The organism is Shewanella morhuae, from assembly GCF_003028295.1.
GTDB lineage: Bacteria > Pseudomonadota > Gammaproteobacteria > Enterobacterales > Shewanellaceae > Shewanella > Shewanella morhuae.
Genome location: NZ_PYSG01000003.1, coordinates 715,643 through 742,641 on the forward strand (window position 1 = coordinate 715,643; position 26,999 = coordinate 742,641).

The 26,999-nt window shown below is 46.5% G+C and carries 27 protein-coding genes; 5 read left to right on the forward strand and 22 right to left on the reverse strand.

All coding sequences use genetic code 11. The features are described from left to right. Nucleotides 1-20: 20 nt before the first annotated feature. The 5 genes from C9I43_RS17790 to azoR all read left to right on the forward strand — a co-directional run bounded on the left by C9I43_RS17790 (nucleotide 21) and on the right by azoR (nucleotide 3,364). Nucleotides 21-986, forward strand: coding sequence for an alpha/beta fold hydrolase (locus C9I43_RS17790; RefSeq protein ID WP_181317928.1), 966 nt, complete (start codon nucleotides 21-23; stop codon nucleotides 984-986). Further along, on the forward strand, nucleotides 983-1,588 hold the full coding sequence (locus C9I43_RS17795; protein WP_107884928.1) for a hypothetical protein: 606 nt from the start codon (nucleotides 983-985) through the stop codon (nucleotides 1,586-1,588). Before C9I43_RS17790 ends, C9I43_RS17795 begins: the two co-directional genes overlap by 4 nt. 29 nt (nucleotides 1,589-1,617) lie before the next feature. Then, on the forward strand, nucleotides 1,618-2,055 hold the full coding sequence (gene dtd, locus C9I43_RS17800; RefSeq protein ID WP_107884930.1) for a D-aminoacyl-tRNA deacylase: 438 nt from the start codon (nucleotides 1,618-1,620) through the stop codon (nucleotides 2,053-2,055). A gap of 80 nt (nucleotides 2,056-2,135) precedes the next feature. After that, nucleotides 2,136-2,633: a thioesterase domain-containing protein gene (locus tag C9I43_RS17805; RefSeq protein ID WP_107884932.1), complete on the forward strand. Its 498-nt coding sequence runs from the start codon at nucleotides 2,136-2,138 to the stop codon at nucleotides 2,631-2,633. Nucleotides 2,634-2,767: 134 nt separating this feature from the next. After that, nucleotides 2,768-3,364, forward strand: a complete 597-nt coding sequence (azoR, locus tag C9I43_RS17810) for an FMN-dependent NADH-azoreductase (RefSeq protein WP_107884934.1) — start codon at nucleotides 2,768-2,770, stop codon at nucleotides 3,362-3,364. Nucleotides 3,365-3,551: 187 nt separating this feature from the next. Here azoR and C9I43_RS17815 read toward each other — a convergent pair whose 3' ends face one another. From C9I43_RS17815 to recG, 22 genes are all read right to left on the reverse strand, one after another. Beyond that, on the reverse strand, nucleotides 3,552-5,054 hold the full coding sequence (locus C9I43_RS17815) for a methyl-accepting chemotaxis protein (RefSeq protein ID WP_244153227.1): 1,503 nt from the start codon (nucleotides 5,052-5,054) through the stop codon (nucleotides 3,552-3,554). Nucleotides 5,055-5,064: 10 nt separating this feature from the next. Further along, nucleotides 5,065-5,661: an SCO family protein gene (locus tag C9I43_RS17820; RefSeq protein ID WP_107885215.1), complete on the reverse strand. Its 597-nt coding sequence runs from the start codon at nucleotides 5,659-5,661 to the stop codon at nucleotides 5,065-5,067. A 240-nt stretch (nucleotides 5,662-5,901) separates the two neighbouring features. Continuing rightward, complete coding sequence (locus tag C9I43_RS17825) at nucleotides 5,902-7,161, reverse strand: beta-ketoacyl-ACP synthase (protein WP_107884936.1); 1,260 nt, start codon at nucleotides 7,159-7,161, stop codon at nucleotides 5,902-5,904. Further along, on the reverse strand, nucleotides 7,162-7,887 hold the full coding sequence (locus tag C9I43_RS17830) for a 3-ketoacyl-ACP reductase FabG2 (protein ID WP_107884938.1): 726 nt from the start codon (nucleotides 7,885-7,887) through the stop codon (nucleotides 7,162-7,164). A gap of 152 nt (nucleotides 7,888-8,039) precedes the next feature. Next, the gene (locus C9I43_RS17835; RefSeq protein WP_107885217.1) at nucleotides 8,040-8,570 is read right to left on the reverse strand and encodes a hotdog family protein; all 531 of its coding nucleotides are present in this window, start codon (nucleotides 8,568-8,570) and stop codon (nucleotides 8,040-8,042) included. A 4-nt stretch (nucleotides 8,571-8,574) separates the two neighbouring features. Continuing rightward, complete coding sequence (locus tag C9I43_RS17840) at nucleotides 8,575-9,774, reverse strand: beta-ketoacyl-[acyl-carrier-protein] synthase family protein (protein WP_107884940.1); 1,200 nt, start codon at nucleotides 9,772-9,774, stop codon at nucleotides 8,575-8,577. A gap of 49 nt (nucleotides 9,775-9,823) precedes the next feature. Continuing rightward, nucleotides 9,824-10,597: a DUF3261 domain-containing protein gene (locus C9I43_RS17845; RefSeq protein WP_107884942.1), complete on the reverse strand. Its 774-nt coding sequence runs from the start codon at nucleotides 10,595-10,597 to the stop codon at nucleotides 9,824-9,826. Nucleotides 10,598-10,601: 4 nt separating this feature from the next. Beyond that, nucleotides 10,602-11,891, reverse strand: a complete 1,290-nt coding sequence (locus C9I43_RS17850) for an NAD(P)/FAD-dependent oxidoreductase (RefSeq protein ID WP_107884944.1) — start codon at nucleotides 11,889-11,891, stop codon at nucleotides 10,602-10,604. Nucleotides 11,892-11,914: 23 nt separating this feature from the next. Further along, nucleotides 11,915-14,362 (reverse strand): MMPL family transporter, encoded by a 2,448-nt coding sequence (locus C9I43_RS17855; protein ID WP_107884946.1) that lies wholly within the window; start codon nucleotides 14,360-14,362, stop codon nucleotides 11,915-11,917. A 2-nt stretch (nucleotides 14,363-14,364) separates the two neighbouring features. Beyond that, entirely contained in the window at nucleotides 14,365-15,147 is a 783-nt protein-coding gene (locus C9I43_RS17860; RefSeq protein ID WP_107884948.1) for an outer membrane lipoprotein carrier protein LolA, read from the reverse strand. Next, nucleotides 15,147-15,578: an acyl-CoA thioesterase gene (locus C9I43_RS17865; RefSeq protein ID WP_107884950.1), complete on the reverse strand. Its 432-nt coding sequence runs from the start codon at nucleotides 15,576-15,578 to the stop codon at nucleotides 15,147-15,149. The genes C9I43_RS17860 and C9I43_RS17865 overlap by 1 nt, the downstream gene beginning before the upstream one ends. Continuing rightward, nucleotides 15,575-17,149: an HAL/PAL/TAL family ammonia-lyase gene (locus C9I43_RS17870; RefSeq protein ID WP_107884952.1), complete on the reverse strand. Its 1,575-nt coding sequence runs from the start codon at nucleotides 17,147-17,149 to the stop codon at nucleotides 15,575-15,577. The genes C9I43_RS17865 and C9I43_RS17870 overlap by 4 nt, the downstream gene beginning before the upstream one ends. Then, nucleotides 17,146-18,978, reverse strand: coding sequence for a glycosyltransferase family 2 protein (locus tag C9I43_RS17875; RefSeq protein WP_107884954.1), 1,833 nt, complete (start codon nucleotides 18,976-18,978; stop codon nucleotides 17,146-17,148). Before C9I43_RS17875 ends, C9I43_RS17870 begins: the two co-directional genes overlap by 4 nt. Then, the gene (locus tag C9I43_RS17880) at nucleotides 18,972-19,379 is read right to left on the reverse strand and encodes a 3-hydroxyacyl-ACP dehydratase FabZ family protein (protein ID WP_107884956.1); all 408 of its coding nucleotides are present in this window, start codon (nucleotides 19,377-19,379) and stop codon (nucleotides 18,972-18,974) included. Before C9I43_RS17880 ends, C9I43_RS17875 begins: the two co-directional genes overlap by 7 nt. Continuing rightward, nucleotides 19,372-20,736 (reverse strand): AMP-binding protein, encoded by a 1,365-nt coding sequence (locus tag C9I43_RS17885; protein WP_107884958.1) that lies wholly within the window; start codon nucleotides 20,734-20,736, stop codon nucleotides 19,372-19,374. Before C9I43_RS17885 ends, C9I43_RS17880 begins: the two co-directional genes overlap by 8 nt. Then, nucleotides 20,733-21,281 carry a COG4648 family protein gene (locus C9I43_RS17890; RefSeq protein WP_107884960.1) on the reverse strand — a complete coding sequence of 183 codons (549 nt, stop codon included), beginning with the start codon at nucleotides 21,279-21,281 and terminating at the stop codon, nucleotides 20,733-20,735. The genes C9I43_RS17885 and C9I43_RS17890 overlap by 4 nt, the downstream gene beginning before the upstream one ends. Continuing rightward, nucleotides 21,281-21,529 carry an acyl carrier protein gene (locus tag C9I43_RS17895; RefSeq protein ID WP_107884962.1) on the reverse strand — a complete coding sequence of 83 codons (249 nt, stop codon included), beginning with the start codon at nucleotides 21,527-21,529 and terminating at the stop codon, nucleotides 21,281-21,283. Before C9I43_RS17895 ends, C9I43_RS17890 begins: the two co-directional genes overlap by 1 nt. 9 nt (nucleotides 21,530-21,538) lie before the next feature. Next, nucleotides 21,539-21,793 (reverse strand): phosphopantetheine-binding protein, encoded by a 255-nt coding sequence (locus C9I43_RS17900; protein ID WP_076497144.1) that lies wholly within the window; start codon nucleotides 21,791-21,793, stop codon nucleotides 21,539-21,541. Further along, complete coding sequence (locus tag C9I43_RS17905) at nucleotides 21,777-22,634, reverse strand: lysophospholipid acyltransferase family protein (RefSeq protein ID WP_107884964.1); 858 nt, start codon at nucleotides 22,632-22,634, stop codon at nucleotides 21,777-21,779. The genes C9I43_RS17900 and C9I43_RS17905 overlap by 17 nt, the downstream gene beginning before the upstream one ends. Next, entirely contained in the window at nucleotides 22,627-23,373 is a 747-nt protein-coding gene (locus tag C9I43_RS17910; protein WP_107884966.1) for a beta-ketoacyl synthase chain length factor, read from the reverse strand. Before C9I43_RS17910 ends, C9I43_RS17905 begins: the two co-directional genes overlap by 8 nt. Nucleotides 23,374-23,714: 341 nt before the next feature. After that, nucleotides 23,715-24,611 (reverse strand): DUF3014 domain-containing protein, encoded by an 897-nt coding sequence (locus C9I43_RS17915; RefSeq protein ID WP_107884968.1) that lies wholly within the window; start codon nucleotides 24,609-24,611, stop codon nucleotides 23,715-23,717. 210 nt (nucleotides 24,612-24,821) lie between these two features. After that, nucleotides 24,822-26,897 (reverse strand): ATP-dependent DNA helicase RecG, encoded by a 2,076-nt coding sequence (gene recG, locus C9I43_RS17920; protein ID WP_107884970.1) that lies wholly within the window; start codon nucleotides 26,895-26,897, stop codon nucleotides 24,822-24,824. Nucleotides 26,898-26,999: the final 102 nt, after the last annotated feature.

Here is a 26,999-nt window from a genome sequence, read left to right on the forward strand (position 1 = left end):
GAGTGTGGCGATAATATTAGATGATGGAATCAGTGCTTCAATCCTGCCCGCCTTTTATCCGCCGAGATTGGATTAGTGTTGGTAATGGCCAGCAATTACATCTGGCGCAATACGGTAATCCGCAGGGGATCCCCTTATTGTATTTACACGGTGGGCCGGGAGCGGGTTGTGATATTAGTGAGTTAGCCTTATTTAATGCTGAGCAATATTGGATTTTACTGTTAGATCAGCGCGGTGCAGGGCGGTCTTTACCTTTAGGCGATTTAACTCATAACCATTTAAATGGTTTGATCTGCGATATTGAAGCTATTCGTTTGAGTTTAGGCATTGAACGCTGGTGCCTAGTCGGTGGCTCTTTTGGTGCAACATTAGGCTTAATTTACAGCGGATTATTTCCTGAACGGGTGATAGCGCAAGTATTGTGGGCATTATTTATTCCCTCTAAAGCGGGCATCAATTGGCTTTATGGTTATGACGGTGCGGCTAAATTACAACCTGCGGCTTATGGTCTTTTTAGTGGCAATCCATCGACGATTACATCCTTGGCTGAACTGCTGGAGGATTATCAGCAGGGATTGTCATCGGTAGATACGGTGCAGCGACATTATTATGCTCGGCGCTGGATCCAGTGGGAATTAAAGCTTGCTGGCGCTAGATTAGTATTACCAAGGCTGTTACCCGAAGCCGTATTGGCATTAGCCGATATTGAACTGCACTTTGCTAGGCATAATTACTTCAATGCTATGAGTGTATTACAGCGCGTGATGCCAAGGGTAACGGCGCGTAGTGTGTTATTGCAAGGCATGCAGGATGCAATTTGCCCAGCGGCGCTCTTACAGCATTTTTTGGCTGAACAAGAGCATGCTATAACGCTTATTACTGTTAACGATGGCGCACATATGCTCAATAGTGAGAGTTTATTTTTGGCGGTTACAGCACAGATTCACGCCATGTGGATGTGGATACATCAAAGGGAAATAGCATGAAAATATTACTCATCAGTGCGGGTTTATTCGGGTTAACTGCCTGTGCAACTACTGCGTCATCTCAACCTGTTTCTATTAGTCAGTCATCCGCTCAGGAGGTCGTGAGTGCGCCTATAGCGCCTAAAGTGGTCGAACTGGGTGGCATGACTAACGAAGCCGCAGCAACGCATCTGTATCAAGCCCTGCTTAATGCAAATTATCTGGCCACCTTAGTTGCGCCAACGAAAGTGGCAGTACAGTTTGGCAATAATCAGTTTTTGCTTGAACCGAGTATTAATTCAATGGGTATTGATCGTATCTTAATGAATCGTTTTTATGCCGTACATCCACAATTGCAAGCCAGCCCAGAATTACTGGCGATGATTGGTACCTTAAACCAAAAGTTAAACTTTGCGAAGTTTGTCTTATTAGATCAAGGTGCTGTGATTCAAGTACAAGGTGTTGTGACCTTTGCCGAACGAGTTGAAATAGAAGAGTTACGCCGCTTTATGTTGTGGACTAATAACGGATTGGCCCAAGTTGCACAGTCATTACCTGAGGGTGTCGATCAACTTATTCGTCCTATTCCACTGATACCGCAAATGGTTCCCGTTAAGCCTTAATTTAGATCTAAACACGAAAAGGAAAAGTTGTGATTGCCTTAATTCAAAGAGTAAGTGGTGCCAGCGTAGTTGTCGATCGTCAAACCATAGGTGCAATCGACAAAGGATTGTTGGTTCTCTTAGGTGTTGAGCGGGAAGATACTCGAGATAAAATGGAGAAGCTTGCCACTAAGGTAATGAGTTACCGTGTTTTTTCCGATGACAATGGCAAGATGAATCTTAACTTAGAACAAGTTGCTGGCTCCTTGCTGGTGGTATCGCAATTTACTTTAGCCGCCGATACTGACCGTGGTCTGAGGCCGAGTTTTTCGGGGGCAGGTACGCCCGAACAAGCATTAGTCTTGTATGAAGAGTTTGTAGCCTTTTGCCGTGCTAAGGGCGTCAATACACAAACTGGGCAATTTGGTGCCGATATGCAAGTGTCATTAGTCAATGATGGTCCAGTGACGTTTAATCTGCAGGTGTAGCCTTTAGTACAGAGTTTTATATTGGTAGTTAACTATCGAACCTCTTCAATATTGCAGTGCTCAAAGGCGGTAGCAAACTAATGGAACGAGATAAATTACTTACTCACACAATCACGCAACTACTTAATCAATTAGGTCAAACATGGCATAGCACCATTCCCGCGAGCGCCTTTATGCAGATAACTCCGCTCAGTTATTGTGAGGGTGAGTTTCAAGCTACTGCGCCAATTGAGCCCAATATTAATCTGCACCAAACTATGTTTGCCGGCAGTATTTATACTTTGATGACCTTAACCGGTTGGGGCGCCGTATGGCTGAACCAGCAACTAGCCGGTGTTACGGGCGATATTGTGCTCGCGGATGCCCATATTCGCTATCTTGCTCCAGTGACCTGTAACCCTGTAGCCAAAGTGCAGTGGCCAGAAGTAGATCTCAGTCCGTTGCAAAGGGGGCGCAGAATTAAGCTAAAGCTTGAAGTGCAGTTATATTGCGGTAATGGTTTGTGTGCGGTTTTTGAAGGCTTGTATGTAAGCGCGCCTAAAGTGGCCTTAGCTGTAAGCACTATAAAAGTAATTTAATACCTTTCTAAAAAATCGAAGTGAATCTCAAATTTTATCCACTTTATTTCTTTTTTATGGGCGAATACACTAGCGTTATAGAGTTGAGATATTCCATCTGACTCTGAGTCATTTACCTATTTTCGGAGCAGATTATGTCTAAAGTCTTAATTTTAAAATCAAGCATTCTTGGTGGTTATTCTCAATCTGCCGTGTTAATTGACCACTTAGCTAGCCACTGGGAAAGCCAAGGCGCGGTTATCACTGTACGTGATTTAGGCGGCAAAGACGTACTGCCTATGGTAGACGGTGAAATTGCTTCTGGTTTACGCGGTGGTGCAGAATTATCAGCTCGTCAGCAAGAAATGCTCGCAGTATCAGATGCCTTAGTTGCTGAATTACAAGCGAACGACACTATCGTTATCGCAGCGCCAATGTATAACTTTACGATTCCGACTCAGCTTAAAAACTGGATCGATTTTATTGCCCGTGCTGGTGTGACTTTCACATACACTGAAACAGGTCCAAAAGGATTGGTAGAAGGCAAACGCGCTGTGTTAGTGACTACTCGTGGCGGCGCTCACAAAGATGGTCCTACTGACCATGTGGTGCCTTACCTGAAAACGGTTTTAGCCTTTATTGGTATCACTAATGTTGAAGTGGTTTATGCAGAAGCACTAAACATGGGCCCAGAAGCACACGACAAAGGCATGAGCGAAGCCAAGCACAGCATCGATTTGCTGCAAGCTTAATGGTGTAGCCGATTCGATTTAGCAGAATAAAAAATGCCAGCCTTAAATAGGCTGGCATTTTTTTATGTTGATTTTAGGGCTTCTTAGTATGCTGTAAACTCAATCTTTGAGTGAACAGTCATCCATCAGACACTAAAACCCAATATGCCAAATGACAGGCTGGCATTTTGGGGCTATATGCTGAATATTAGATTTTGTAGGCCGCCGCTTTAGTTTGGTAAGCCGTGGCGATTTGACTCAGCGTGAGCGTCCCTTGGGATAGCTCTTGCACTTTAGCGGCTAATTGGTTAATTGCTGCAGCATTATCAATAATGTCCTCCCCGATATGCACTAACACTTTACTTTGGGATTGAGTGGTGTGGGCAACACTTTCACTCGATACTGCAACATGGGTGATTTGTTCCGATCTTTGTGCAAGACCACTCGCAATTTCACTGGTGTGCTTTAAGTTTTCAATGGTGCTTTGCTTACTTAAATCCATTGATTCAACCGTTTTAATCATGCTGGTATTAAGGTGAGCTAACACTGTGGCAATATCATCAGTTGAGCGGCCAGTGCGTTGCGCTAAGGCTCTCACTTCATCGGCGACTACAGCAAAACCACGGCCGCTTTCTCCCGCTCTAGCGGCTTCAATAGCGGCATTTAGTGCGAGTAGGTTGGTTTGTTCTGATATGCTGCGGATAGCCTCTAATAATTTAGTGATCGCACTGACATCAGTGGTTAACTCTGTTAAAAACTCAGTCACCTCTGTGGTATTTTTCTCTAGCTTTTTCATATCGGCCATAATGTTAAGCGCACTTTTTCTATCTTCATCGCTCGAGTTAGCCGCTTGGCGTGCGCTTTGTGCTGAGTCGTTACTATCAACTGCGGCTTGGCTTATCTGCTGGATCACATTTTGTGCTGTATCGGCAATCTGTTGCGCCTGCTGGTTTTGGGTGTGTACGGCATGTTGGGTTTCATCACTAAGCTGCTTTAAGTTAGTAGTAGTTTTTGCCATATCGACGGCAATATCACGATAATCAGAGAACACCTGCGTCAGCTCTTCGAGCATAGTATTAAAGGCTATTTCAGCTTGCGTTTTTGCGGGTACTAATCGGATAGAAATATCTTTAAACTCTGAAATTTTCTGAATTGCATCAGCAATACGCTGATTCGCAGAGGATTCTACGCGCATCATCGAGGCAAGTAGAATTAGAATACCGGCTTCAGCAATAGCAAACAGAGCATGTACAAAGGTAATATCCCAAGAACACTGACCCGCAAAAAGCATAATAGCGACGTGATTTATTTCAATACTTTGCATTTGGATGTAGGTAAATAACACATGGTGTACAGCCACAGTGAGTAGTGCGGCAACGATCGGTTCCCAGCGTTGATAAATCAAAAATACGGCCATCGTAGCGAAGATATGGAAGTGCATTTCAAGCATACCCATTTGGGTCTGAATGAGTAGGGCTGACACTGTCATCATGATCACTGCTGCCACAATGGCAAACATTGGCGTATTTTTGAGTAGGCTGTAACTGATTTGAGTGATAAGCAAAACAGCGATGGCAGCCAGAATGGCAAAACTCATCATCTGAGCGCCAAAAAAACCACTCACAAACAGTATGGGTGCCTGCGCGAGGAGTATACGATATAGGGTTTGATCGTTTTTAGCCGTTGTTGGTGTGTCGGGTATCTGATTCATGTTCGTTTGCCTAATTTGAAGACATCATAGTATTGAGATCGATGAGCAACTTTTCGGTAATAAGCTGCTGTTGAGTATAGGTTTGTTTTAGCTGTCCCGTAGGGGAAATTAAATAAAGATTGCCAGTATGTAGATTGATATCACTGCTTGCTGTCGATTTTTCTGCCAGTTGCCATTGCAGTTTTTCTAGTTGTTCTGGCGTTAATTCAGCACTAAAAAACTGTGCCGACTGGCTATCTATCATCTGTTGTCTAATCTCTTGTGTGTCATTTTGTGGGTCGATAGTGACAAACAAAAATTGAATATTTTGCTTTTCTGTTTCGGTCAGTTGTTCCATTAGCAGCTTCACCTGATGGGTCCGAATAGGACAAATCTGTGAGCAGCTTAAAAAGCCAAGAAACAGATAACTAGGTCCTTTTTTCCAATCGCTAAATTGGTGCTGTGTGCCATTAACATCCTGCCAAGTAAAATCAATTGCAGTATTTTGGTGAGTTTGGATACCGTAACTGCCAGAGATGATTTGATTGAGGTAAGTCACCGCCGGAAGGAGTAGTAAAACTAAGATTACGATGAGTGTAGTGCTAACGAATACGCTAGGTTTTTTCATATACGTTTTATTTAATACTCTGAAATTGGATAATTGTGTCACCGAGCAATTCCATTGCATTAGATATTAATTATATTTGATTAACCAGTAGTGCTTTGCTTACAAAGTAAAGATACGTTTGAAGTTTTGAACTGGATCACTTAACGCGGATGGAGACAGTGTTAACGGAGCTTTCAGGCGGCTTACTCGGTTGTTTGTTATGAGCCGCCTTCAGGTATTGAATATCATCAAATATCGTTTTTAGTTTTTCCAGCGTTTAAAAATCAGCGAAGTATTAATGCCGCCAAAGGCGAAGTTATTGCTCATGACATAATCAGTATTAATGGGGCGAGGTTCGTGGCGGATATAGTCTAAGTCAGCGCATTGTGGGTCGATATGCTCAAGGTTGAGTGTTGGTGCAAACCAGCCAGCATTCATCATTTCGATACTCACCCAAGCTTCTAGTGCGCCACATGCACCTAAGGTGTGGCCAGTGTAGCTTTTAAGGGATGATATCGGTACATCAGCACCAAATACGGCGTGGGTTGCATGACTTTCAGCAATGTCACCACGCTCGGTTGCGGTGCCGTGGGCGTTAACATAGCCTATGGCTCTGGGCTCAATTTGTGCATCTTTGAGTGCTAATCTAATGGCAATTTCCATCGTTTGTGCATTGGGCTGGGTGACGTGTTGACCGTCGGAATTGGTGCCAAAACCCACTAGTTCGGCGTAAATTTTTGCACCACGGGCCTTGGCGTGTTCGAGTTCTTCGAGCACGAGCGTACAAGCGCCTTCGCCAATGACTAGGCCATCACGCGCGACATCAAAGGGGCGCGGCGTGAGTTCTGGTGTGGTGTTTTGAGTGCTGGTGGCAAACAGGGTATCGAACACGACGGCTTCGGTGGGGCAGAGTTCTTCGCCGCCGCCCGCCAACATTAAAGTTTGCTGACCAAACTTAATGGCCTCATAGGCATAACCTATGCCTTGGCTGCCCGAGGTACACGCGCTGCTGGTGGTGTGAATTCGGCCTTTTAAGCCGAAGAATACGCCAACGTTTACCGCAGTGGTATGTGCCATCATGCGAATATAGCTGGTGGCAGAAATACCTGACATATCACCAGTTTTTAGCATATCGCCAAAGGCACTGATAGGATCGGTACTGCCAGTCGATGAACCATAGGCTATGCCCATTTCACCCGATGACACGATAGGATCGTCCAGCAATCCTGCATCGATTAATGCCAGCTCACTGGCGCGGGTTGCCATGATTGCAACCCTGCCCATAGAGCGAATTTTTTTGCGCGAATAATGGCTGGGTAATTCAAAGTCAGTAATTGGCGCAGCTAAGCGAGTGTTGAGACCGTCGAATCTATCCCAGTCACTCATAGTGACGACGCAGTTTTTTTGCGCCTTAAGGCTCGCTGCAATGGTCGGCCAATCACGGCCTAGGGCAGAAATGCCGCCAATGCCCGTGATAACCACTCGCCGCCCAAAACGGGTTTGATTTGTCGCCTGACTCATTTAGATCATGCCTCCATTAACTGATATGACTTGGCGAGTGATATAGGCGGCATCGTCCGACATTAAAAATGCGGCTAACGCAGCGATTTCATTGGGTTTACCCATGCGGCGCATCGGCACTAATTGCTCAACCATGTCTTTATGGATATCGGCCACCATGTCGGTTTCTATCAAACCGGGGGCGATACAGTTTACGGTGATTTTGCGTTTTGCCAGTTCTAATGAGAGTGCCTTAGTTGCACCGATAATCCCTGCCTTGGAGGCACTGTAATTCACTTGCCCCCGATTACCCGCGATCCCAGAAACTGAGGCTAAGGTAATAATACGCCCGCCTTTTCGACCTTGTACCATTGGCATTACGCAGGGATGGAGCACATTATAAAAGCCATCTAAATTAGTGTGGATCACGCTGTCCCACTCGTTTTCTGTCATGGCGGGAAAGGCGGTATCGCGATTGATGCCTGCATTAAGGATCACGCCGTAATAGGCACCATTGGCCTCAATATCGGCTTCGATGGCGGCTTTGGCGATTGCGCGTTCGGCAACATCAAATTTGAGCAGGTTCACATTCACCCCAAGCGCGCGAACTTCAACGGCAGTGTCATCGGCAGCCGTTTGGTTGCTGTGGTAATGCAGGGCGATATCAAAGCCTGCTGCGGCCAGTTTGAGGGCAATAGCTTTACCGATACCGCGGCTTGAACCTGTGACTAATACTCTGTTATTCATCTGTTTTCTCTACCTCATTTTATCTGTATGAGTTGGCATGAGGTTTCATTAATGGAAATATGTTGGGCTAAAAAATCTGTATTTAAATGCGCTTTATGCAAAAACTTTTATCTTTCGGCGGATTCGCTTTTGTCGTTATCTGCTGAGTATCGCTATCCAAGACTGTTGTTGCCAACATCTTGAGTTCCTTCAAGGTACGCTTGCGTATCTTGGGGTTGAAACACATTCACATTCGCTGTGGCCACTAAGGTTTTATCTTGTTCGCTTCCGGCTTCGGGCAACAGATAAATCTGACAATCGAATACCGCTAATCCCGAATCCTCTTGATAGAGGCGCTTTACGTGGGTGCGATAGGTGCGCCCGAGTTCATATCGCTTGGCGTGTAGCGCTAATTTGCGCGAGCCCAAAAGAAAACCCACGCGGATTTTATCATTACGTAACTTGGCCTCTACTCCGGCCAGTGCGGCAATACTTTGTGCCATATATTCGATACCCACATAGTTGGGTACCGCGTGGTGATTAGCATCAAAATAAGGACTTTGCGGCGTGATAGTGACTTCAGTAACTAAGGCCTCATGCTGATAGCTGATGATTTTATCAATCAATACCATAGGCGCTCGATGTGGGATGAAGTCAGTCACTTTTTGCTCGGCGAAGGGTAAATTGATGTTAAGAAATGACATCATTTTAGACTTCCTTACGGCAAAAAATTAGGCTGGCATTACTGCCGCCAAAGGCAAAAGAATTACTCATCACATAGTTAAGTGCGCCTTTGGCGGCAACATGATGGCGTTCGACCAAGGAAATCGGTGGATTTTGCGGATCAGCTTGCCCATCCCAGCAATGGGGCGGCAGAGCTTGGCGGTGATTATGGGCAGAAAGCAATAAATAGCAGAAGGCTGCTTCAATCGCACCGGCAGCGCCCAAGGTATGTCCGACCAAAGGTTTAGTTGAACTACAAGGCGGGGTGCTGGTGCCAAATATTTCAACAATAGCGCGGCTTTCCATCGCATCATTTTTAGGGGTCGCAGTGCCGTGTAAGTTAATGTAGCTAATTTCTTGCGCGGTAATATTCGCATCCTGTAAGGCTGCTTGCATGGCCGCGATTGCGCCAGTGCCTTCGGGGTGCGGCGCTGAAATATGGTACGCATCACTCGACTCGCCAATCCCTGCCAGCATGACATCAGATTCACCCAATGTTAGGGTAAATAACGCTGCGCCTTCACCGATATTGATACCATCACGATTGATACTAAAAGGATTGCAGTGACCTTTCGATACTGATTCTAAAGCATTAAAGCCATTAACGGTCAGTTGGCATAGGCTGTCGATACCGCCGACAATCACCATGTCGCAGAGATTAGCACTGAGCAAGCGTTTAGCGCTGGCAAAGACTTTTGCGCTGGAAGAGCAGGCGGTTGAAATTGTGTAGCAAGGGCCATCGAGCTGAAAGTATTGGCGTAAAAAATCGCTGGTGCTACCGAGCTCTTGTTGAAAGTAGTGATAGTCAGATGGAAAGTGGCCGTGTTGATTGCGATACGCAAGGGCGGCTTCACCTTTGGAGATCCCTGAGGTGCTTGTGCCTAAGACCACACCGATGCGAGTAGTGCCAAAATCTTGTTTTGCCTGCTCAACGGTGGCGGCAATTTGCAGCGCGGCGCAAAGCAGTAATTGATTATTACGACAATCAAATTGGGCAAACTGGTGTGGAACAGCAGGTAGCTCGACAGCCACGGGTGCGACCAGTGTTAGTTGTCCAAATAGCAGTGCATCACTGATCTGCATGGCGCTAGTATCGCCTGCGACTAAGCGATCTAAAACCAGCTGTGGATCTTGCCCTAGCGGGGTACACAATCCAATCTGTGTAATGGCGACTCTGTTCATCATTGCGTATCGTTTTTCTGCTATGGCACAGTCAAGTGCGGGTGTTAAAAGGTTAAATAGGTTCGATGTCTAACGCAAACTTAGCCAGTGGCATCGTTAAATGGATGCGGGCTTGCCATAGCGTATCACCGACCTGTTGTTGATAACGGATTTGCACCACATTGGTTTGCAGGGCACTTTTACTGTTCAAGCCATCTTGGCTATAGATTTGGCGACAGAGATTGGTATTCACTTGGGTATCTACAAGCGTATCACCGACCGTATCGCCGATCGCATCGCAAAAGCCAGCCATTAAATGGCCACCTTCCAAATGGGCACGAACGCTCTGCTCAGGCCAATAAATAAGTTGCATCATCGCCATTAAATACTCGGCTTTAAAACTATCACCCAGCAGTACGTTTTGCTCACTGCTGAGTGTATTGCCATCATAAACTAAGGTAAACAAAGCCTGTCCAAGTGGCGCTAAGCCAACGAGGGTCATGCGTTCGCCCTCTAATTCTATCTGAGTCAGCAACTCGTGGGACTTATCAGCCACTTTAATATTGACCTTTTGGCTGAAGGATTGGGGTAAAAGTGCGGCAGCTTGGCTATACGATGGTTGGTTCGCGATGACGGTATTTGTTGTGATGTTACTTAATGGTTTAGCCAAGGGTTTATCCCTTGTATGGCTAAGCTCATTGGGCAGCGGGGCTAAACAGTAATGCACATTTTCAGCAAGAGTGACGCAGGTCTGTCGCTGTAAAAGTTGAGTACAGCCCATAAGCCCAATGCTGGTTAGCAATAGGATATACAGTGATAATCTTTGAGCATTAAGGTTCAGTCGCATGGCGTTACCCCTCTTCGAGCTCTGGGATAGGCGTATTATTTTTACACAGTTCCACGACCATATTCAGGCGTCTCTCTGAGTCTTTGACAAAGGGATTATTCGTATCCCAAGCGTAGCCCGCTAGAATCGAGCTGATCATTTGTTTGATTCTATGGTTTGGATTTTCATAGAAAATCACTTCCTGAAAACGGCCATCATACCAAGCTTGCACATAAGTACGGAAGGTATTCACGCCCTGCATTAAAGGGGCTGAGTAATCGGCTTGCCAGTCAACCGTTTCACCATTGAGCTGTTTTGTCAGGCATTTTGCCGCCATCGATGCTGACTGCATGGCGATAGTCACCCCAGAGGAAAACACTGGGTCGAGAAACTCGCCCGCATTGCCGAGCAGGGCAAACTTATCGGTAGCAAGGCGCGACACATTAGCAGAATACCCTTTTAAAGTGGCGCATTCTTGCACCACTTTAGCATTGGCGAGCAACACTTTTAATGTGGGTTCTTCACTGATCATCTGTAGCAATTGTTGCTCAAGTGTACCCTCAAGATGCGCAAGTAATTCGGGTCTAGCAACCACGCCAAGTGAGCAGCGGCCATGGCTAAAGGGAATCAGCCAATACCAAATGTCTTTATGCTCTGGGTGGACACTGATCAAAATTTTATTACGATCAAAACTAGGATCGCTGATGTTATCTTCCACATGGGTGAAGATGGCGCTGCGTGAGGGTAAGCAGGAAGGGCTTTCTAAATCGAGCAAGCGCGGCAATACGCGACCAAAACCACTGGCATCAAGCACAAATTTGGCATCGATTTGATACAGTTCGCCTGTCTCATTACGTACCGTTAAGCGTGGGTTCTCGGTTAAATCGATCGCCTCGACCGTTTCGCCGTAGCGGATTTCGACACCTTGGCTTTGGGCGGTATCGGCTAACAGTTTATCAAAACTAGCACGCTGTACTTGGAATGTGGTGCCTGGCCCTGGGGTAAATTTATCGGTAAAGTCGAAGGTGGTATAAGTGCCATTGCGCCGAAATGCAGCGCCATTTTTATGCTGGAATCCCGCCGCATTAAGCGCCTCTAACATGCCAGCTTCTTCAATAAACTGCATGCAACAGGGCAGTAAACTTTCGCCGATAGAGAAACGCGGAAAATATTGCTTCTCGATGACCAGTACACGTTTGCCCTGCTGATGCAGCAAACTGGCCGCGATAGCGCCTGAAGGCCCAGCGCCGATAATGGCCACATCAACCGTAATTGAATTTGGCATAGTTGATAAAATGTGTGTAGATGTGGACATATAAAGTACGTTCCTTGTCGATATCAGGATTTTTGAGTCGTCAAAATCAGTGGCGAAAGTAAGAAGGTAAAACCGATACCCAGCGACAGCGTTAAGCCAAAATAATGAATTGCTTGTGTCTGGCTAAAAGCGAGTAAGCCAAAGGCCAGCAAGGTCGAGCAGGCCGACATAAATACTGCCATCATTACCGCGTTACCATGGCTTTTGGCCGAGGCAAAAAACAGGCTGTAGTCTACCCCAATTCCAAAAACTAAAATGAGTGCCAGTGCATGGAACAGACTCAGTGGCGAGCCGGTTAAGCCTAAGGTTGCTAGCGTCAGCAGAGCGGCAAGGGCCGGAACAGCGACTACGACAGTCGCTTTTTTAAAACCGAAATTCAGGCTAAACAGTAACAGTGCTATTACCAGTGCGAGGGCTAATAACTTTAGCGTTAATAGTCGGTAGTGGCCCATAACCGCAGAAATATCGGCCACTTTATCGATAAGCTGTACGTTTGTAGTTGAGGTAAAACGCGCCTTGAGGGCATCGATATTGCTGATGCCGCCAAGTAAGACAATGGCGCCATAGTTATTTGCCATACCAGAGTTACTTGTCGCGCTATCGCCATTTGGAGTGCTGGCCTCATGTGGCGCGAGCCACAATGGCGCGAGTTGCCTGCCTGCCTCTAACTTAAAGAATCCTGCAGGCGTGATGTACTGGTTTTTCGCGGCTAAATAGGCGGCTTGTAGCGTTGGTTTTAGACTTTCATCTAGCCCTAGGCTTGCTAGCACAGTGTCTAATTGAGTTTGATAAAGCTGAGCTTGCAACTGGTAATCAATATCTTGTTTTTGATGGCTGGGCAGATACCGACTCAGGCTGACATAGTTGCCTAACTCTTGCTTAGCAATAGCGTCATCAAGCATGGGTGATACTCGCTCAAGCTGTTGTAGCAGTGCTTCTTCACTCGGTGCGCGCACCAATAAAAATTGATTGTCAGTACCGCCACTGAGTAACGTTCGCAGCTGGCTTTCAGGCTCTGTCACGCTCGTAGGGCTTTGCTGTAAATGGCGAATATCGTCATCGACGTTAAGTTGAGTTAACCCTGCCACGCAGCAAACTAATATGGCTAAAACAAAACAACCTACGCCTAAAGGCGTGGTCAATCTTTTAGATAACGCAGTGAGACTAGCAAGATACTTCCCCGCGATAGCTAACGGGCGGGAGCCTGTAGGCAAGCGACTCCCCGCTAATAGCGGATAGGCGAAAATTAAAGTTAAGTAGGCGCCAAGTAAACCCGCAGCGCAGAAGGTCGCAACTTGCTGCATACCGGGAAACGGCGCTAAACCTATGCCGACGTAAGCCAAAGCACTGGTGACAAAGGCGAGTGTCACCGTCGGAAAAATGTACGCCACGGTAGCCTGTGCGCTACGCTCGGTATCGCATAAGCGTTCGCAGTAAAAATGAAAACTGTAATCGATGGCGATGCCAATCAAACTAGTGCCGAACACTAAGGTGAGTAAATGCAGTTCGCCAAAAACGCTTAAGGTAAAAGTCACCGCCAATAATAGCCCGCTGGAAATAGTGACGATTGCTAATAGCAGTGGCATCACAGAGCGAAACGCCAACCAGACCAAGGCTATCACCCCAAGTAAGGATGCAAGACCAAGAATCGATATTTCACTCTTAGCGGTTTGCGTTGCCGCAAGAGCGTGAAACAGGGCACCGGCTTTTAGCATTGTGACATCGGGATAGCGTTGTTTCACTGAATCTAAGGCTTGATTTAATTGTGTTATCTGCGCTAATTGTGCATTGGGATTAAAGGCGCTTTCTCGCCCCTTTGCTATAACAACCGCAGCAACCTTATCGCCTTGGTTAGCCAGCAGTATCCCTTGACTGGCTCTGACTGTTGAACTCGCTGCGAGGGCGAGTAAGTTGGCGGGGAATAACAATAGTGGATCTTGGGCAAGCAAGTTGCTATTGGCATAACCAAAGGCGTTGTAAAGCTGCGCAGTAGCCGCCTCAATCAGACTGCCCATATTTTGCGTTGTTAACGCTTTCGCTTGCGGCGCTGTCAGTAATTTAAATCTGTAGGGGAAATAATATTGTCCTAGCGCTTCACCGAGCTGCATATCGGCGCTGCGGATATCGGTTAGCGCGCCGTTATTGTCAGCTCCAAGGCTGTCAGCTGCAAGTTGTTGCATCATTAGCTTCGCGGCGGCTATGGCTGTGGTTTCGTCCTTGGCAATGAGCGCAATATAGACTTGATCGGCGAGCGTGGCCTCAACTTGGTTAAGGGCGCGTTCAGTAAGTTTGTCCTGCTGTAAATGTGGCAACATCGCCAGAATATCGCTTTGTATACGTGCGCCATTTTGCCAAAGTTGTAGTGACCATAAACTGGCCGACAACATTAACAGCAGCCAAATAGCCAGACGCCATTTAGGGGAAGATTGCATTAGCGCTTGATTCGCGCGCGTAGCGAAATTAGAGGCCATGGCTAAGGTTTACTGGTATCGAAAGCCAACGAATACTGCGCCAATTCAGCCTCACTCAGTGTGCCTTGAGTGAGCTCACTAAAGTCGATACGGGTGATATCCTGCACGCTCACACTGGGCGCAGCGCTTAACAACACTAAAGATTGCAACACATCGCTACCCTCTAACACCATATTGGCGACGGCTTTTTTCATTAAGGGATCTTTGGGCGTTAAGCCTAATTGCCATTGGCCATTTGTGCTTAACCTCTCCGAGCTTAAGCTTTCAGTATTTAACCTTTCAGTGCCTAAAAAGTGCAGCTCGAAGTTTTCGCTTAAACCAGAAATATCACCGCCGAGCATAGCTCGCACTAGGCTGGGTAATAAATCGCCCATCGCGGCAGCGCTCGGCGAAGTATCGGCCTTGCTGATTTGTACTCGACCTTGGCTGTCACGCTGAATAAGTTGTTTATCTTTTAAAATCAGTAGCGACTCAAAAGGCGTTATCTGTTGCCAAATAAGCCCTTGGGTTTGATCAAAGATAAACTGCCCTTGGCTGATTAACGGCTTTTTAAGCACCTTTAACTGCCGAGATTGCACAAAATGACCTCGCACTGTTTCGCCCAAGTTAAGCTTTTTACTCAGGGCGATAAGTTTGGTTTTATCTGCGTTTTGGCTGAAAAGCGTTTGATAATTGCTGGCAGAAGCCACGGTTATCGGCGCATCGGCTTTGACCTGTGCTGATAGCAAAACGCTAGTTAAACACAGGATAAAACCAAGTTTGATAAGTGTTAGCGTGGCGTTCATTAGTCTTCAACCTTCGCAAGCAGAGTGGCTATTTTGTCACGGAACACATCAGGGGTAACAAAGCACAATTCTTGGGTAGCCATATCGACCGCCGCTTGGATCGTATAACCCTTAGTAATGCGCGCCCCTGTTTCAATATCGCGAATTTGATAATTGATTTTTAAGCGGTTTTCCCACTCGACTAACTCGGCGCGCACGGTGATTTTTTGTTCGAAGGTACTGGCTTTGACGTATTTAATCTGCAAATCAATAATCGGCCACGCATAGTTAGATGCTTGCATTTGGCGGTAGTTGTAGCCCAACTCATCGAGCAGTTTGCAGCGAGCAATTTCAAAATAGCGCAGATAATTGCCGTGCCAAGTGATCCCCATGGAATCCACATCGTGGAAGGGGATTTGTATTTCTATGTCGACACTGAGTAGTGATTTCATCGGCATACTTCCCATTCTCCCGCTTGGATTTTAGCTATGGTTTGGCGTAGTACGGCTTCGAGCGGCCTATCTTCAATTAAGGTCTCAAAATCCTCGCGCACTTGGGCGAGGGTTTTCGCCAGTGATGGCGTGAGTGAAGCTTCATCTAACTCATTTTGCGCGATACGCAGGCCAATGCCTTGAGTCATGGCGAGCAAAGCAGCAGCGGCGACTTGCTCAGTTAATTGCAATACGCGCATACAGTCGCGGGCAGCTATTGTGCCCATACTCACCTTGTCTTGGTTGTGGCATTCGGTTGAGCGTGAGAACACGCTAGCGGGCATAGTGTGTTTTAGCGCTTCTGCTGTCCACGCCGATACGCCAATTTGCACGGCTTTAAAACCATGATTAATCGCGCTGCGTGGGCCGGTTGAACCAGATAAATTAGCGGGTAGACCGTTGTTAAACTTAGGATCCATCACCAATGCCATTTGGCGATCGATAAGATCGGCCAAGTTCGCCACCGTATTTTTTAACGAGTCCATCGCAAAGGCGATATGGCCACCGTAAAAATGACCGCCGTGGAGAATATGCTCACCTTCGCCGTCAACAATCGGGTTGTCGTTGGCGCTATTGACTTCGGTTTCAATAAATTGGCGCATAAACGGTAGAGCATCCTGCAATACGCCGATAATATGCGGCGCGCAGCGAATCGAATACCTATCTTGTAGCCTGTCAGAATTACGCGGATGTTGGTGGTGGTTCAAATCTTCCCGTATCCAAGTGGCAATTTGGTTTTGCCCCGGATGCGGTTTGGCCGCAAATAAAATTTCATCAAAATGGTTTGAGTTACCTTTAAGGGTTAACGACGCCATTGCGGTAATGCGGCTCGCTAAACGGGCCAGATATTGGGCGCGATCAAAGGCTAAACAGGCTAATGCCGTCATCACCGCAGTGCCGTTCATCAAGGCTAAACCTTCTTTGGGTCGCAGTACGTGCGGGGTAATATTGAGTTTGGCGTACACATCTTGAGTCGCTTGGCGCTGACCTTGATACATCACCTCACGCTCACCGACTAACACGGCGGCCAGATACGACAACGGCGTTAAATCACCGCTGGCACCAACGGAGCCTTCCTCTGGGATCACTGGCACAATATTAAGATTGAGCAAGGTTTCGATATGCTTTAATAGCTCATAGGTGACGCCCGATTTACCAATGGCTAAGGAGTTTAAGCGGCACGCCATTACGGCGCGAGCCTGCATTATGCTTAAGGTTTCCCCTAATCCGCAGCCATGGAAACGGGTTAAATGTAGCGGTAATTCGTGGACTAAATCTAAGCTCACATTGACAGTGCAAGAGTCGCCGTAGCCTGTTGTAACGCCATAAACCACACCTTCTTCGTGCAGCAGGCTATCGATAAAGCGCGCACCTTTTTGAATATACTCTTGATAATCCGCATCGTCACAGAGCTTGACTGGCGCGCCCTTGGCAACGGCAACCACTTGTTCTAAGGTGATAAATTGACGGCCAAATTCAACAGTCTGTAGGTCTGATTGACTCTTTGAGTCGGCTGTTTTGGTGTGGCTCATGGATACTGCGTCCTGTCGGTCTTGTGAGTTTGCGCTGATGCTTCTACTTGGATTGAATGATTGCTAGTGTGTTGCGGTTCGCTGTCTTTTCGCCAAAAATCGAAAAAGTTAAACCATTGTAGCGGTTCGCGTCGGGCGAAATATTCTAAACGCTCGCTATAGCGATTAACGGCCTGCTGTAACCTGTCCATCCTGCCCGCTCTTGGGCCTTTGAGCGTCTGTGCAAAGTGTTCTAAATGTACCCTATAACGCCCTCGTTCCCGCAGACAAAACATCAAAAACACTGGGCAATCAAGTAAGCCAGCCAAAATAAATGGCCCCTGTGGAAATGCCGCATCTTGACCCATAAACGGTGCGTATATGACGCGATTTAGTGTGTTCGATGAGGTTCTGTCGCCCGCGATCACGACTAACTCGCCGTCTTCTACTTTTTGTTGCAATAACATAGATGTCGCGGGGTTAAGCTCGGTCACTTGGATAAGATTGAGCGTACTATCTGGATTTAACTGTTTGAGTACCTTATTAAAGTTTTCTGCATGGCTGGTTAATACCATCACATTCACTTTGACCTTGCGCTGGTGGATGGAGATCGCGCGGCAAAGCTCTAAATTACCCAGATGAGACACCAATAACACGGCGCCTTTACCACTTTCGAGCTGGTCGACCAGGAGTTGGCGGTCTGGGAAATCGACTTGATTTAATTGGATCCGATCGCACCAAGCATCAATTCTATCGAGCGCTGCATTCCCAAAGGCTAAAAAGTGATTCAAGCTATCGCGCCAATCTACGGGGTTATTAAGTTTTGGCTGCTGCGGCTCAAGTTGTTGTACACGACGGAGAAAGTTTAATGATGCTTCGCGGGTAACTTTTCCCGTGAGAAAGAAATAACAAATCACCGGATACATAATAGCGCGGCATAACCAATGGCCGCCAATTCGATAGCTTTGCACTAACAGTTTTATGCCCCAATAACTGCCGCGCTCTTTTAAATCAGACCAATGTGCCGAAGTCGCTTTTGTGTCTAATATTGCATTGGGAATGGGTGCAGCTTGTTGCAGTAGCTTGCGTTTTAGCAACCAAGGCAGGCGTTTTAACATGCCAAAAAACAGCTTAGTGTGCAGTTTTGTGATGCGGACATTATCGGCCACAGCTTTAAAATGGCTGACTCCGCCTGCGGGATAGATCACTTTAGTCGGTTGGAATAAAATCTCTACGCCTTGCCAATAAAGTTTTACGAGGATTTCGATATCAAAATCCATACGTTCCGTTAATGCGTGTTGGCGTAGTAAATGTTCAGTGGCGGCGAGCGGATAAATACGAAAGCCACACATAGAATCTTGAATATCAAAGCTTAAGGTTTCTATCCATACCCAAAAATTGGTGAGATAACGCCCATAAAAGCGCGCTTTAGGCACAGAGTCATCGTATTTTGGCTTACCTGATATCAATGCATTGGGTGTGGCCTGCGCCTTTGCCATCATCGCTGTAATATCGCTTAAATCATGTTGGCCATCGGCATCGACTTGCAATACATGGCTAAAACCATCGCGGTAGGCACGGCGTAGACCTGTGATGACTGCTGCGCCCTTGCCACGATTGTAGGGATGTTGCAGCAATGTCACCCAAACATATTGTTGGGCTAAGGCTTGTAGTAAATAGCGAGTTTCGTCATTGCTGCCATCATCAATCAAATAACAGGGCAAATTAAACGGGGCAAGCTCTGCCAAGGTTTGAGCTATAGCGGCGTTGTGATTGTAATTTGGGATCACCAAGACAAGCTTGATTGGCGCTGGCACAGTTAGGTCTTTGTTGCTGGATGGCGTTAGCACTGGCTCGCCCCATTGCTTTTATTGATATGAGAGGGCTCGATGTCTAAAGGCTGAGTATCAAAGGCAATACGGCCTGAAGCGTAACGCTTATCGCCATCGCGGTAAGCGAAGGTGAATTTACCTTTAGCGGCATTATTGTGAATACTTAAAGTGACTTCTTGGCCTGGCAGAATGAGTTGCTGAAATTTCAACACTTCGAGGTTCGCCACCGCCTCGGCATAACCAAAATACTCACAGCCTAAACGCACCGCCCAATCTAACTGAGTCACGCCCGGCAATACGGCTTGCTCGGGGAAATGACCATTAAAATACTCAAGGTCGGCCGCCACTAATAGACGTAATTCAATATTATCAATGCCGATATCGGAATGCAGGATTGGCGGTAAATTCGATTTAATCATGGTTAAATAACTCGACTAACTCGGTAGTGACACGCTTACCCTGAGTATTCAGCGGCAAAATATCGGGATAACGCCAGCGACGTGGCAGTGTTACTCGTTCAAATTGAGTCAGTAAATGTGCCTTTAGGGCATTGTTAATGCTGAGCTTGCCTTGTTCTTGTAGCACCTTACGCCCGAGTTCTGACAGTGTTATAACCGCGCCCAGTTGGGATTTAAACTGTGGCACTATCACCAGTGCGGTTTGCTCAACATAGGCATGGCTGCACATAAGCGTTTCCATTTGCGCCAGCGACAGGCGTTTTTCTTCAATCTTAACAATGCGATCGAGTCGGCCTTTGAGTCTAAACTGACCATTTTCAGTTGGTTCGATTTTATCTTCGCAGCGCAGCCATTCATCATCCGCCAAATAGGGTGATTTAAGCAGTAAGGCTCCATCGGTAAAATCTTGATCTATCAATATTCTGTCAAACACTTGCCAAGGCTCATCTGCCTCATGCTGGCGTCGATAGGCGATGCCGCCAGTTTCCGTGCTGCCAAAAATTTCAATCGGCAGATGACCATAGCATTGGTTAATGCCTGTTGCTGCGGTAAAGCTTAATGGGCCGCCTGAGCTAAACACTAAGCTGGGTGAGTGCAGTTGTTTTTCGTGCTCTAAGGCTTTGGGTAGGCGTGATAGTTGGGCAGGACTACTGATCAAACACAGATTTGGCAGTAAAGCAGTGTAATAACTTAGGGTTTCTGGGTATTCAATTTGCTCGCTTAAAAATGGCCGACTGGCGGCTAATGGCCATAAAATTTTGAATAACAGACCATAAATATGTTGATGCGAAACCGTTGAAATTACGCTGCAATGGGGTAAATGCTCGGCAAAGGTATGTTCGAGCACTGACACTTCAATATCTAATTGTGTCAGTGTTTTACGAATCGCCTTAGCTTCGCCGCTACTACCTGAAGTAAAAAGTACTAATTCTCCGATGGTTGCACTTGTAGGCCAAGGTTTATTGGGCAGGCTCAGCTCTTTTTTCAACAAAATAAAAGCGTGACTTTCGCACAAGGGCTTGTCAGACAATATGCCATCAAACTCGTGCGTTAACTCGCTAAGAGTGCCCGTTTGGGTATTGGCTGGCAGGATGATTTCTTTGCCGGCTAATAGCGCCGCACACAACCCCACGGCAAACAGATCACTGGCATCACTGGCGAGTAGCCATTTTTTCTCGGGCGCCGCGAGCAGCTGCTCGTAAAAATACGCCACCTGATTAGTAAATAATGCACCAGTGACGAGGTCGTGGTGATTAAAGCTTATTAATTGCTGGGCAAAAGGCCCTTGGGTTAACCAGTTTTTGAGTAGCTGTGTCATGTTTTCTTCAACCAAAAGCTGCGATATAACCATTCCCCACCGAGGAGCAGTCCCATGAGTACGTATGCAATCAAACCGTTATACAAGGTCCAGGTTGCTAAGCGAGTAAAGCCAGCGGTATACGCCGCCATCGTGCCATTTAACACAAATAAGCCACACCAAAGCAGGGTGACTTTTTTAAGGTAAGGTATAGCTTCATCCGGTAAATCGGGCTCTTTTAAACGGGCTAAACGCTCTATCATGCAAGGACCCTTGTGCAGTGAGTAACTGAACAGTGCCAGCATAGTGAGATTGATAACCACAGGGTAATACAAAAGCCAGTCGCTGCGTTTTGCTAGATAACTGCCTGCAGTGAGCGCTATCCCCACCAGTAGTGGTAACACTAATGTCTTAACCTTTTGCTTTTGTAGTATTAAGCGCACTGTCAGTAATAAACACAGCACTAACGCTATGGTGCCAGCAGGTAAATAATTTAGCCCAAAATACACGGCAAGCGGATAGGCCAGTAAGGTTAGGGCAGTTAAGACCTGTAGCAAGGCGCGCATTAATCTTTTACTAAACCTTCGATGGCATTAACAACATCGTTGATGGTGCGCACTGATTTAAAGTCATCAGGTTTAATTTTTTTCCCTGTCAGTTGCTGTAATTTAATCACCAGATCGACGGCATCGATACTGTCCAAATCGAGTTCTTCATACAGGTTGGCTTCTGGGGTTATTGCACCAGCATCAATTTCGAATTCTTCCACTAGAATAGTGGTTAGCATAGCGAGGATTTGTTGACGATTTTGCATATTCCTCTCCTATGGACGCTGTGATTCGATAAAGCGAGCTAAGCTAGCGACACTGTTAAAATGGGCCTTAGTCGCATCGGAATTCGCTTCGATTTTGATATCAAACTTTTTCTTGATGGCTAAGCCTAGCTCTAGGGCGTCGATTGAATCTAAGCCTAGACCTTCGCCAAAGAGCGGCGCATCGGTTTGAATATCATCGACGCTAACATCTTCTAGATCGAGACAGTCGATGATTAACTGCTTTATTTCATTGTTTAAGTTCATAATTATTTTCGAGTTGTTGTTTATAATAATGTTCAAGATCCCGAGTTAATTGTCGGGCCATTTTTGCCTGTTCACCTAAAACCGCTTGGTACTTTTGGTAAGAAACGGTTGCGCCGATTTCAACGGCCATCCCTATGGTTTGTCTGGGGATTTCATACCAAGGTTGTTCCTTTGTCAAACCGCGCACGTTGGTACGTAGCACCACAGGTAAAATATCTGCCTCAACCCTCAGTGCAATATTGGCGGCGCCGCGAGCAAAGTTATTAATCGTTTGACCAGTAACCGTACGTGTACCCTCTGGGAAAATGATCAAATTAGTGCCTCTAGCAAGCACTTCGCGGCAATCTTCTAGCATGAGTTCGGCGCCGCGATTAGGAATATAACCCGCGCAAGATAAGACGCCACGTAAAAACGGATTACGCCACAAGCCCTGTTTGACGATGCAACCGGCATTGGGCATTAAGCTAATCAATACCACCACATCAACTAAGCTGGGATGATTAGCGATAACAATAATGCCTCTGGCAGCGTGCAATGTTGGCGCATTATGGCAGCTGACTTTGATCACGCCAGCCCAAGTGAGCATAGCGACAAAACCTTTGAACATAATATGCACTGCTTTTTGCACTCGAATAATCCGTGCTTCAGCTGTCCCCGGCCAAAAACGCAATAGTGGCAAAATAGTTAGCGAGCTGAATAAACCACCTAATCCAAAGGTAATATAACAACTTACGCCGCCTAACCAACGTGGTAGGTAATGTAACCCTGTGCGGCGAGGCTCTGGCAAACTCTCAGCCACGTTTACCCTTAAATGTAGTTGATGACGCACTGGATTAGACATGTTCTAAACGCCAATACCAACGAGATAAGCAGCCTGAAATATTTTGTGATGTCGCTAGGGCGTGAATAAATTCGCCATAGGTTAATGGGTTAAGCTTTGATGATACATCACGGCATAATGGGCTTACTGTGAGTTTAACTGATGCTTTGGCATCAAAGGGCGCGAGTGTAAAGCCGAGCGCCAAAGGAAGCTCAAATTCTTGAGTAAACTCATCATATACCGGCGGCACAGGATCGTCGCCAAACACCAATAACAATGGTTCAGAAGATTGGTGCAACTGTGCAAAAGCTTCAACCATCGCTTGTGATAAGGTTTCTTCTCCTGCCGCTATTGAAGTCGATTGGGTGGTGTTTTGCATCACTATGCCAAAGATACCGCTAGCCGTATTGTGTACTGATTGGCTAAATCCTAAGGGAGATAATGGCTGTTTGGTAATAATGTCTTCGAGTAAACCAATAGTGCGGGGCAGTTCACCGTGACGCGAGGAAAAAATAGACCGACAATTAGGTGGCGCCTTGCATTGAAAGCTCACATCTAACATCATTTTAGTTAAGCGGCTAAAACGGCGCCGCTGCATAGCAGGGATATGTGCTAGAGCAGGGGAGCGGGTGTCTTGTTCTGGTGAACCTATCGTCAATGTCGATTCAGCCGAGCTTTTACGCCAATCACGCCAGCTCTGGTGGTGCTGATATTGGGGAGCCCATGCGCCCCAAGATAGAATGCTGAATGTTAATTGCACTACTTTGCCTCGACACTTAATTTAAGCTGTCTTAGTTATCCCTAACTCATAAGTTAGAACATGGATGGTGACTCACCACCGTTAGGTGTAAGCGTGCTGTAAACGCGAGTTTTAACGCCCCACAAGGTGGCTATTCTACACTAAGACCTTCATTTTTATGAAGCCATTTGCATCGTATGAGTTAATGGATTGCAGATCTATGTTGCTATTTTCGACAGCTAAATGATCTTGCTCAACAATCTTTGCTGTGGTGACAACATTTAAAAATTTAGTCAGCATAAAAATAGAAAAGGCGCATGAAGCGCCTTTTACGGTTAACTCGATAATTTATGACAAAGAGTCTACGGCGCGAGTTGGTTCTCTAACTTGCGCAATGCGACTTTGAGTTTGCGGGTATTTTCTGGCCCCATACGGATCAGTAATTTTTGAGCACTAGGTAATGCTTCTAAGTCAGGGTCAACAAATTGATAGTTAACGCTAATTGAGCTTAATTCAATCGGGTCTTCAACAATAGGTGCCGCCAGTAGCAATTTAATAGCTTGTAGCATTCTGTCGTTGAATTTGGCGTTGCTGTAGCCAAGTTCGCTAAAGGCTTCTTCTAGCATGGGCGTCATTTGCTTATAAGTAGCCATTAAGCTTTGCTCGTCCATTTTTGCAATTGAATCAACGTAAGCATCATATCGGTGGAAACCCTCAGGGTTCAAATACACCTTATTGGTGATTTCAGAAACCGTGAACAGTTTTTCTGGACCTTTGATTGGGCTAACCTTACGGGTTAATTCGCCTTGAGCTAAATTGTCTACAAATACGACAAATTGGCGGGCTAAATCTTGTTGTACTAATGAAGATGCGACCACATTATTATTAATCAGCGAAAGGGCCTTTTGTTGCACAAAAGTATCACTTTCAGCCAATGCGGGTACTGGCTCAGCTATCACTTCAGGCTCAGCCACGACAGGTGTATTGGTATTACTGTTGTCTGTTTCTGCTGTTGCTGGGGCGACATCTTCGGTTTCTGGCTCAGGCGCATTTTCGAGCGTCATTGGCTCAGACGACGGCGTTTCAGGCAACACGATCGGCGCATTGGGGATAAGTTTGGGTGAGTCAGAATCATTACTGTAGTAATAATAGCCTCCAACAGAAAGTAGGATAACGAGCACTATCGCCAAAAGTGCAAAGCGATTACTGCTTGAAGATGTTTCTTTAGGGTCTATTCTATCATCTTGATTAACTTGCATTTTACATCCTTAGCTTGAGTGTTAAGGTAACTTGGTGAATACATGTCGCTAATATTAACGTGCAAGAGCGGTATCATTCTTATACCACTGGTTTATTCTGCAAGTTTTCATGCGCTTGTCTATAGCGCTTAGCTGAACATTAACAATTTATTTTGAATCTCGAGTCACATTATCTTTCTTGGCCTTATCTTTGAAGCCTAAGTTAAAAACTTAAGCCTGCACATAATGTTGCCTATGGCCGAGCCAACGTAAGATAATTGCATCGACCTTTTCAGGTGTCTGTGCCATCACATGATTTGCCAGTTTTTGAATGTGTGGGATTAACGCTTGATCCCGCACCAAATCAGCAATTTTAAGCTCGGCGAGTCCAGTTTGTTTAGTCCCTAGCACTTCTCCTGGACCACGAATTTCTAAGTCTTTTTGCGCTATGATAAAACCATCATTACTTTGCCTGAGTACACTCAGCCTTTGGGTTGCAGTATGACTTAGCGGCGCCTTGTAGAGTAACACACAATGGCTTGCTATGGCGCCTCGCCCGACTCGTCCGCGCAATTGGTGTAGTTGCGCCAAACCCAAACGTTCAGGGTTTTCAATGATCATCAGGCTAGAATTTGGTACGTCGACGCCGACTTCAATTACCGTCGTCGCGACTAATAAATGGATAATTCCTGCTTTAAAGTCGGCCATGATCTGCTGTTTTTCAGCACTTTTTAATCTCCCATGCACCAGGCCAATATTGAGTTCTGGCAAGGCGAGGCGCAGTTCTTCGGCGGTGTCTTCTGCGGCTTGGCATTCGAGCACTTCGGATTCTTCAATCAGAGTACACACCCAATAGGCTTGGCGTTTGTCGGTGATGACGGCATTGCGCACCCGTTCGAGCACTTCGTTACGACGCGTATCGGCAATCGCCACGGTAGTCACAGGCGTTCGCCCCGGCGGCAGTTCATCGATAATAGAGGTATCGAGATCCGCGTAGGCTGTCATTGCCAGCGTGCGCGGGATCGGCGTTGCCGTCATGATCAATTGATGCGGATGAAACCCTTGATTCACGCCCTTTTCTCGTAGACCTAAGCGTTGGTGTACGCCGAACCTATGCTGCTCATCGATAATAATTAGTGCGAGTTTGTTAAAGACCACATGCTGCTGGAATATTGCGTGGGTACCAATCACCATTTGCGCCGCGCCCGATTGTATATCTTCTAATGATTGTGTTCTAACTTTGCCCTTGAGCTTACCCGCCAGCCAACCGACTTTAAGTCCAAGTGGCTCAAACCAAGCGGCAAAGTTAGTCGCATGCTGCTCGGCCAATAACTCTGTTGGCGCCATCATAGCCACTTGGTAACCATTTTCAATTGCTTGCAATGCAGCCATCGCCGCCACTAAGGTTTTACCTGAACCAACATCCCCTTGTACTAAGCGCATCATAGGGTGCGGTTTTTCTAAATCTTTGCCTATATCGGTCACCACTCTTTGCTGGGCGCCTGTGGGCTTAAATGGTAAAGCAGCGAGGAAGGGATTGAGCAACTGCCCTGTGGCGGGCATGGTAACCGCAGCGTCTAAATTACTACGCTGCCTTAGGCGTAACATGCTGAGATTGTGGGCGAGTAATTCTTCCTGCACCAGTCGCTGCTGGGCGGGGTGTTGGCCTAACTCTAAATCAAATTGTGATATCCCCGCAGGAGGACGATGCAGCGTTTGCAGCGCTTGCTTTAAGCTGATGTTGTTCGGTTGCAATTGCGGTGATAACAGTTCAGTTAGGCCTCCATCATCCAATAATACCAAGGCTTGCTCGGTCAGCTTGAGCCAACTCGCCTGCTTTAAGCCTTCAGTAGTGGGATAAATTGGCGTTAGTGTATCGCTTAGCTGAATATCTTCACCCGGATGTACCACTTTATATTCAGGATGCACTATCTCGGCTTGATGGCTGCCACGGCGGACTTCACCGTAGGCGCGGATCATTAAACCGTTTTGCATCGCATTACGCTGGGCGACGGAAAAGTTAAAAAAGCGCAGGCTTAAGCTGCCCGTATCATCGCGCACATTGCAGACCAACATACGTTTGCGGCCTTGAATAATTTGCGTCGATTGGATTTGTGCTTCTACGGTGCCATAACCACCTTGGCTTAAGGCGGCAATCGGATAAATTTGGGTTCTATCTTCGTAGCGCAGCGGTAAATGAAACAGCAGATCTTGTACTGTTGTGATGCCGAGTTTTGCGAGTTTTTCCGCGACCTTTTTGGCGACGCCTTTGAGGTCGGTGATCGGAACAAGATCCAATTGCTGCAAGTCGTTAGCACTCAATCACTGTGAATTTATACATATATTAACAGAGAATAAGCGTAAGGCAATCTCAAGGGTTATAAGGGGGAAATCAAACGGTGTTTAGCA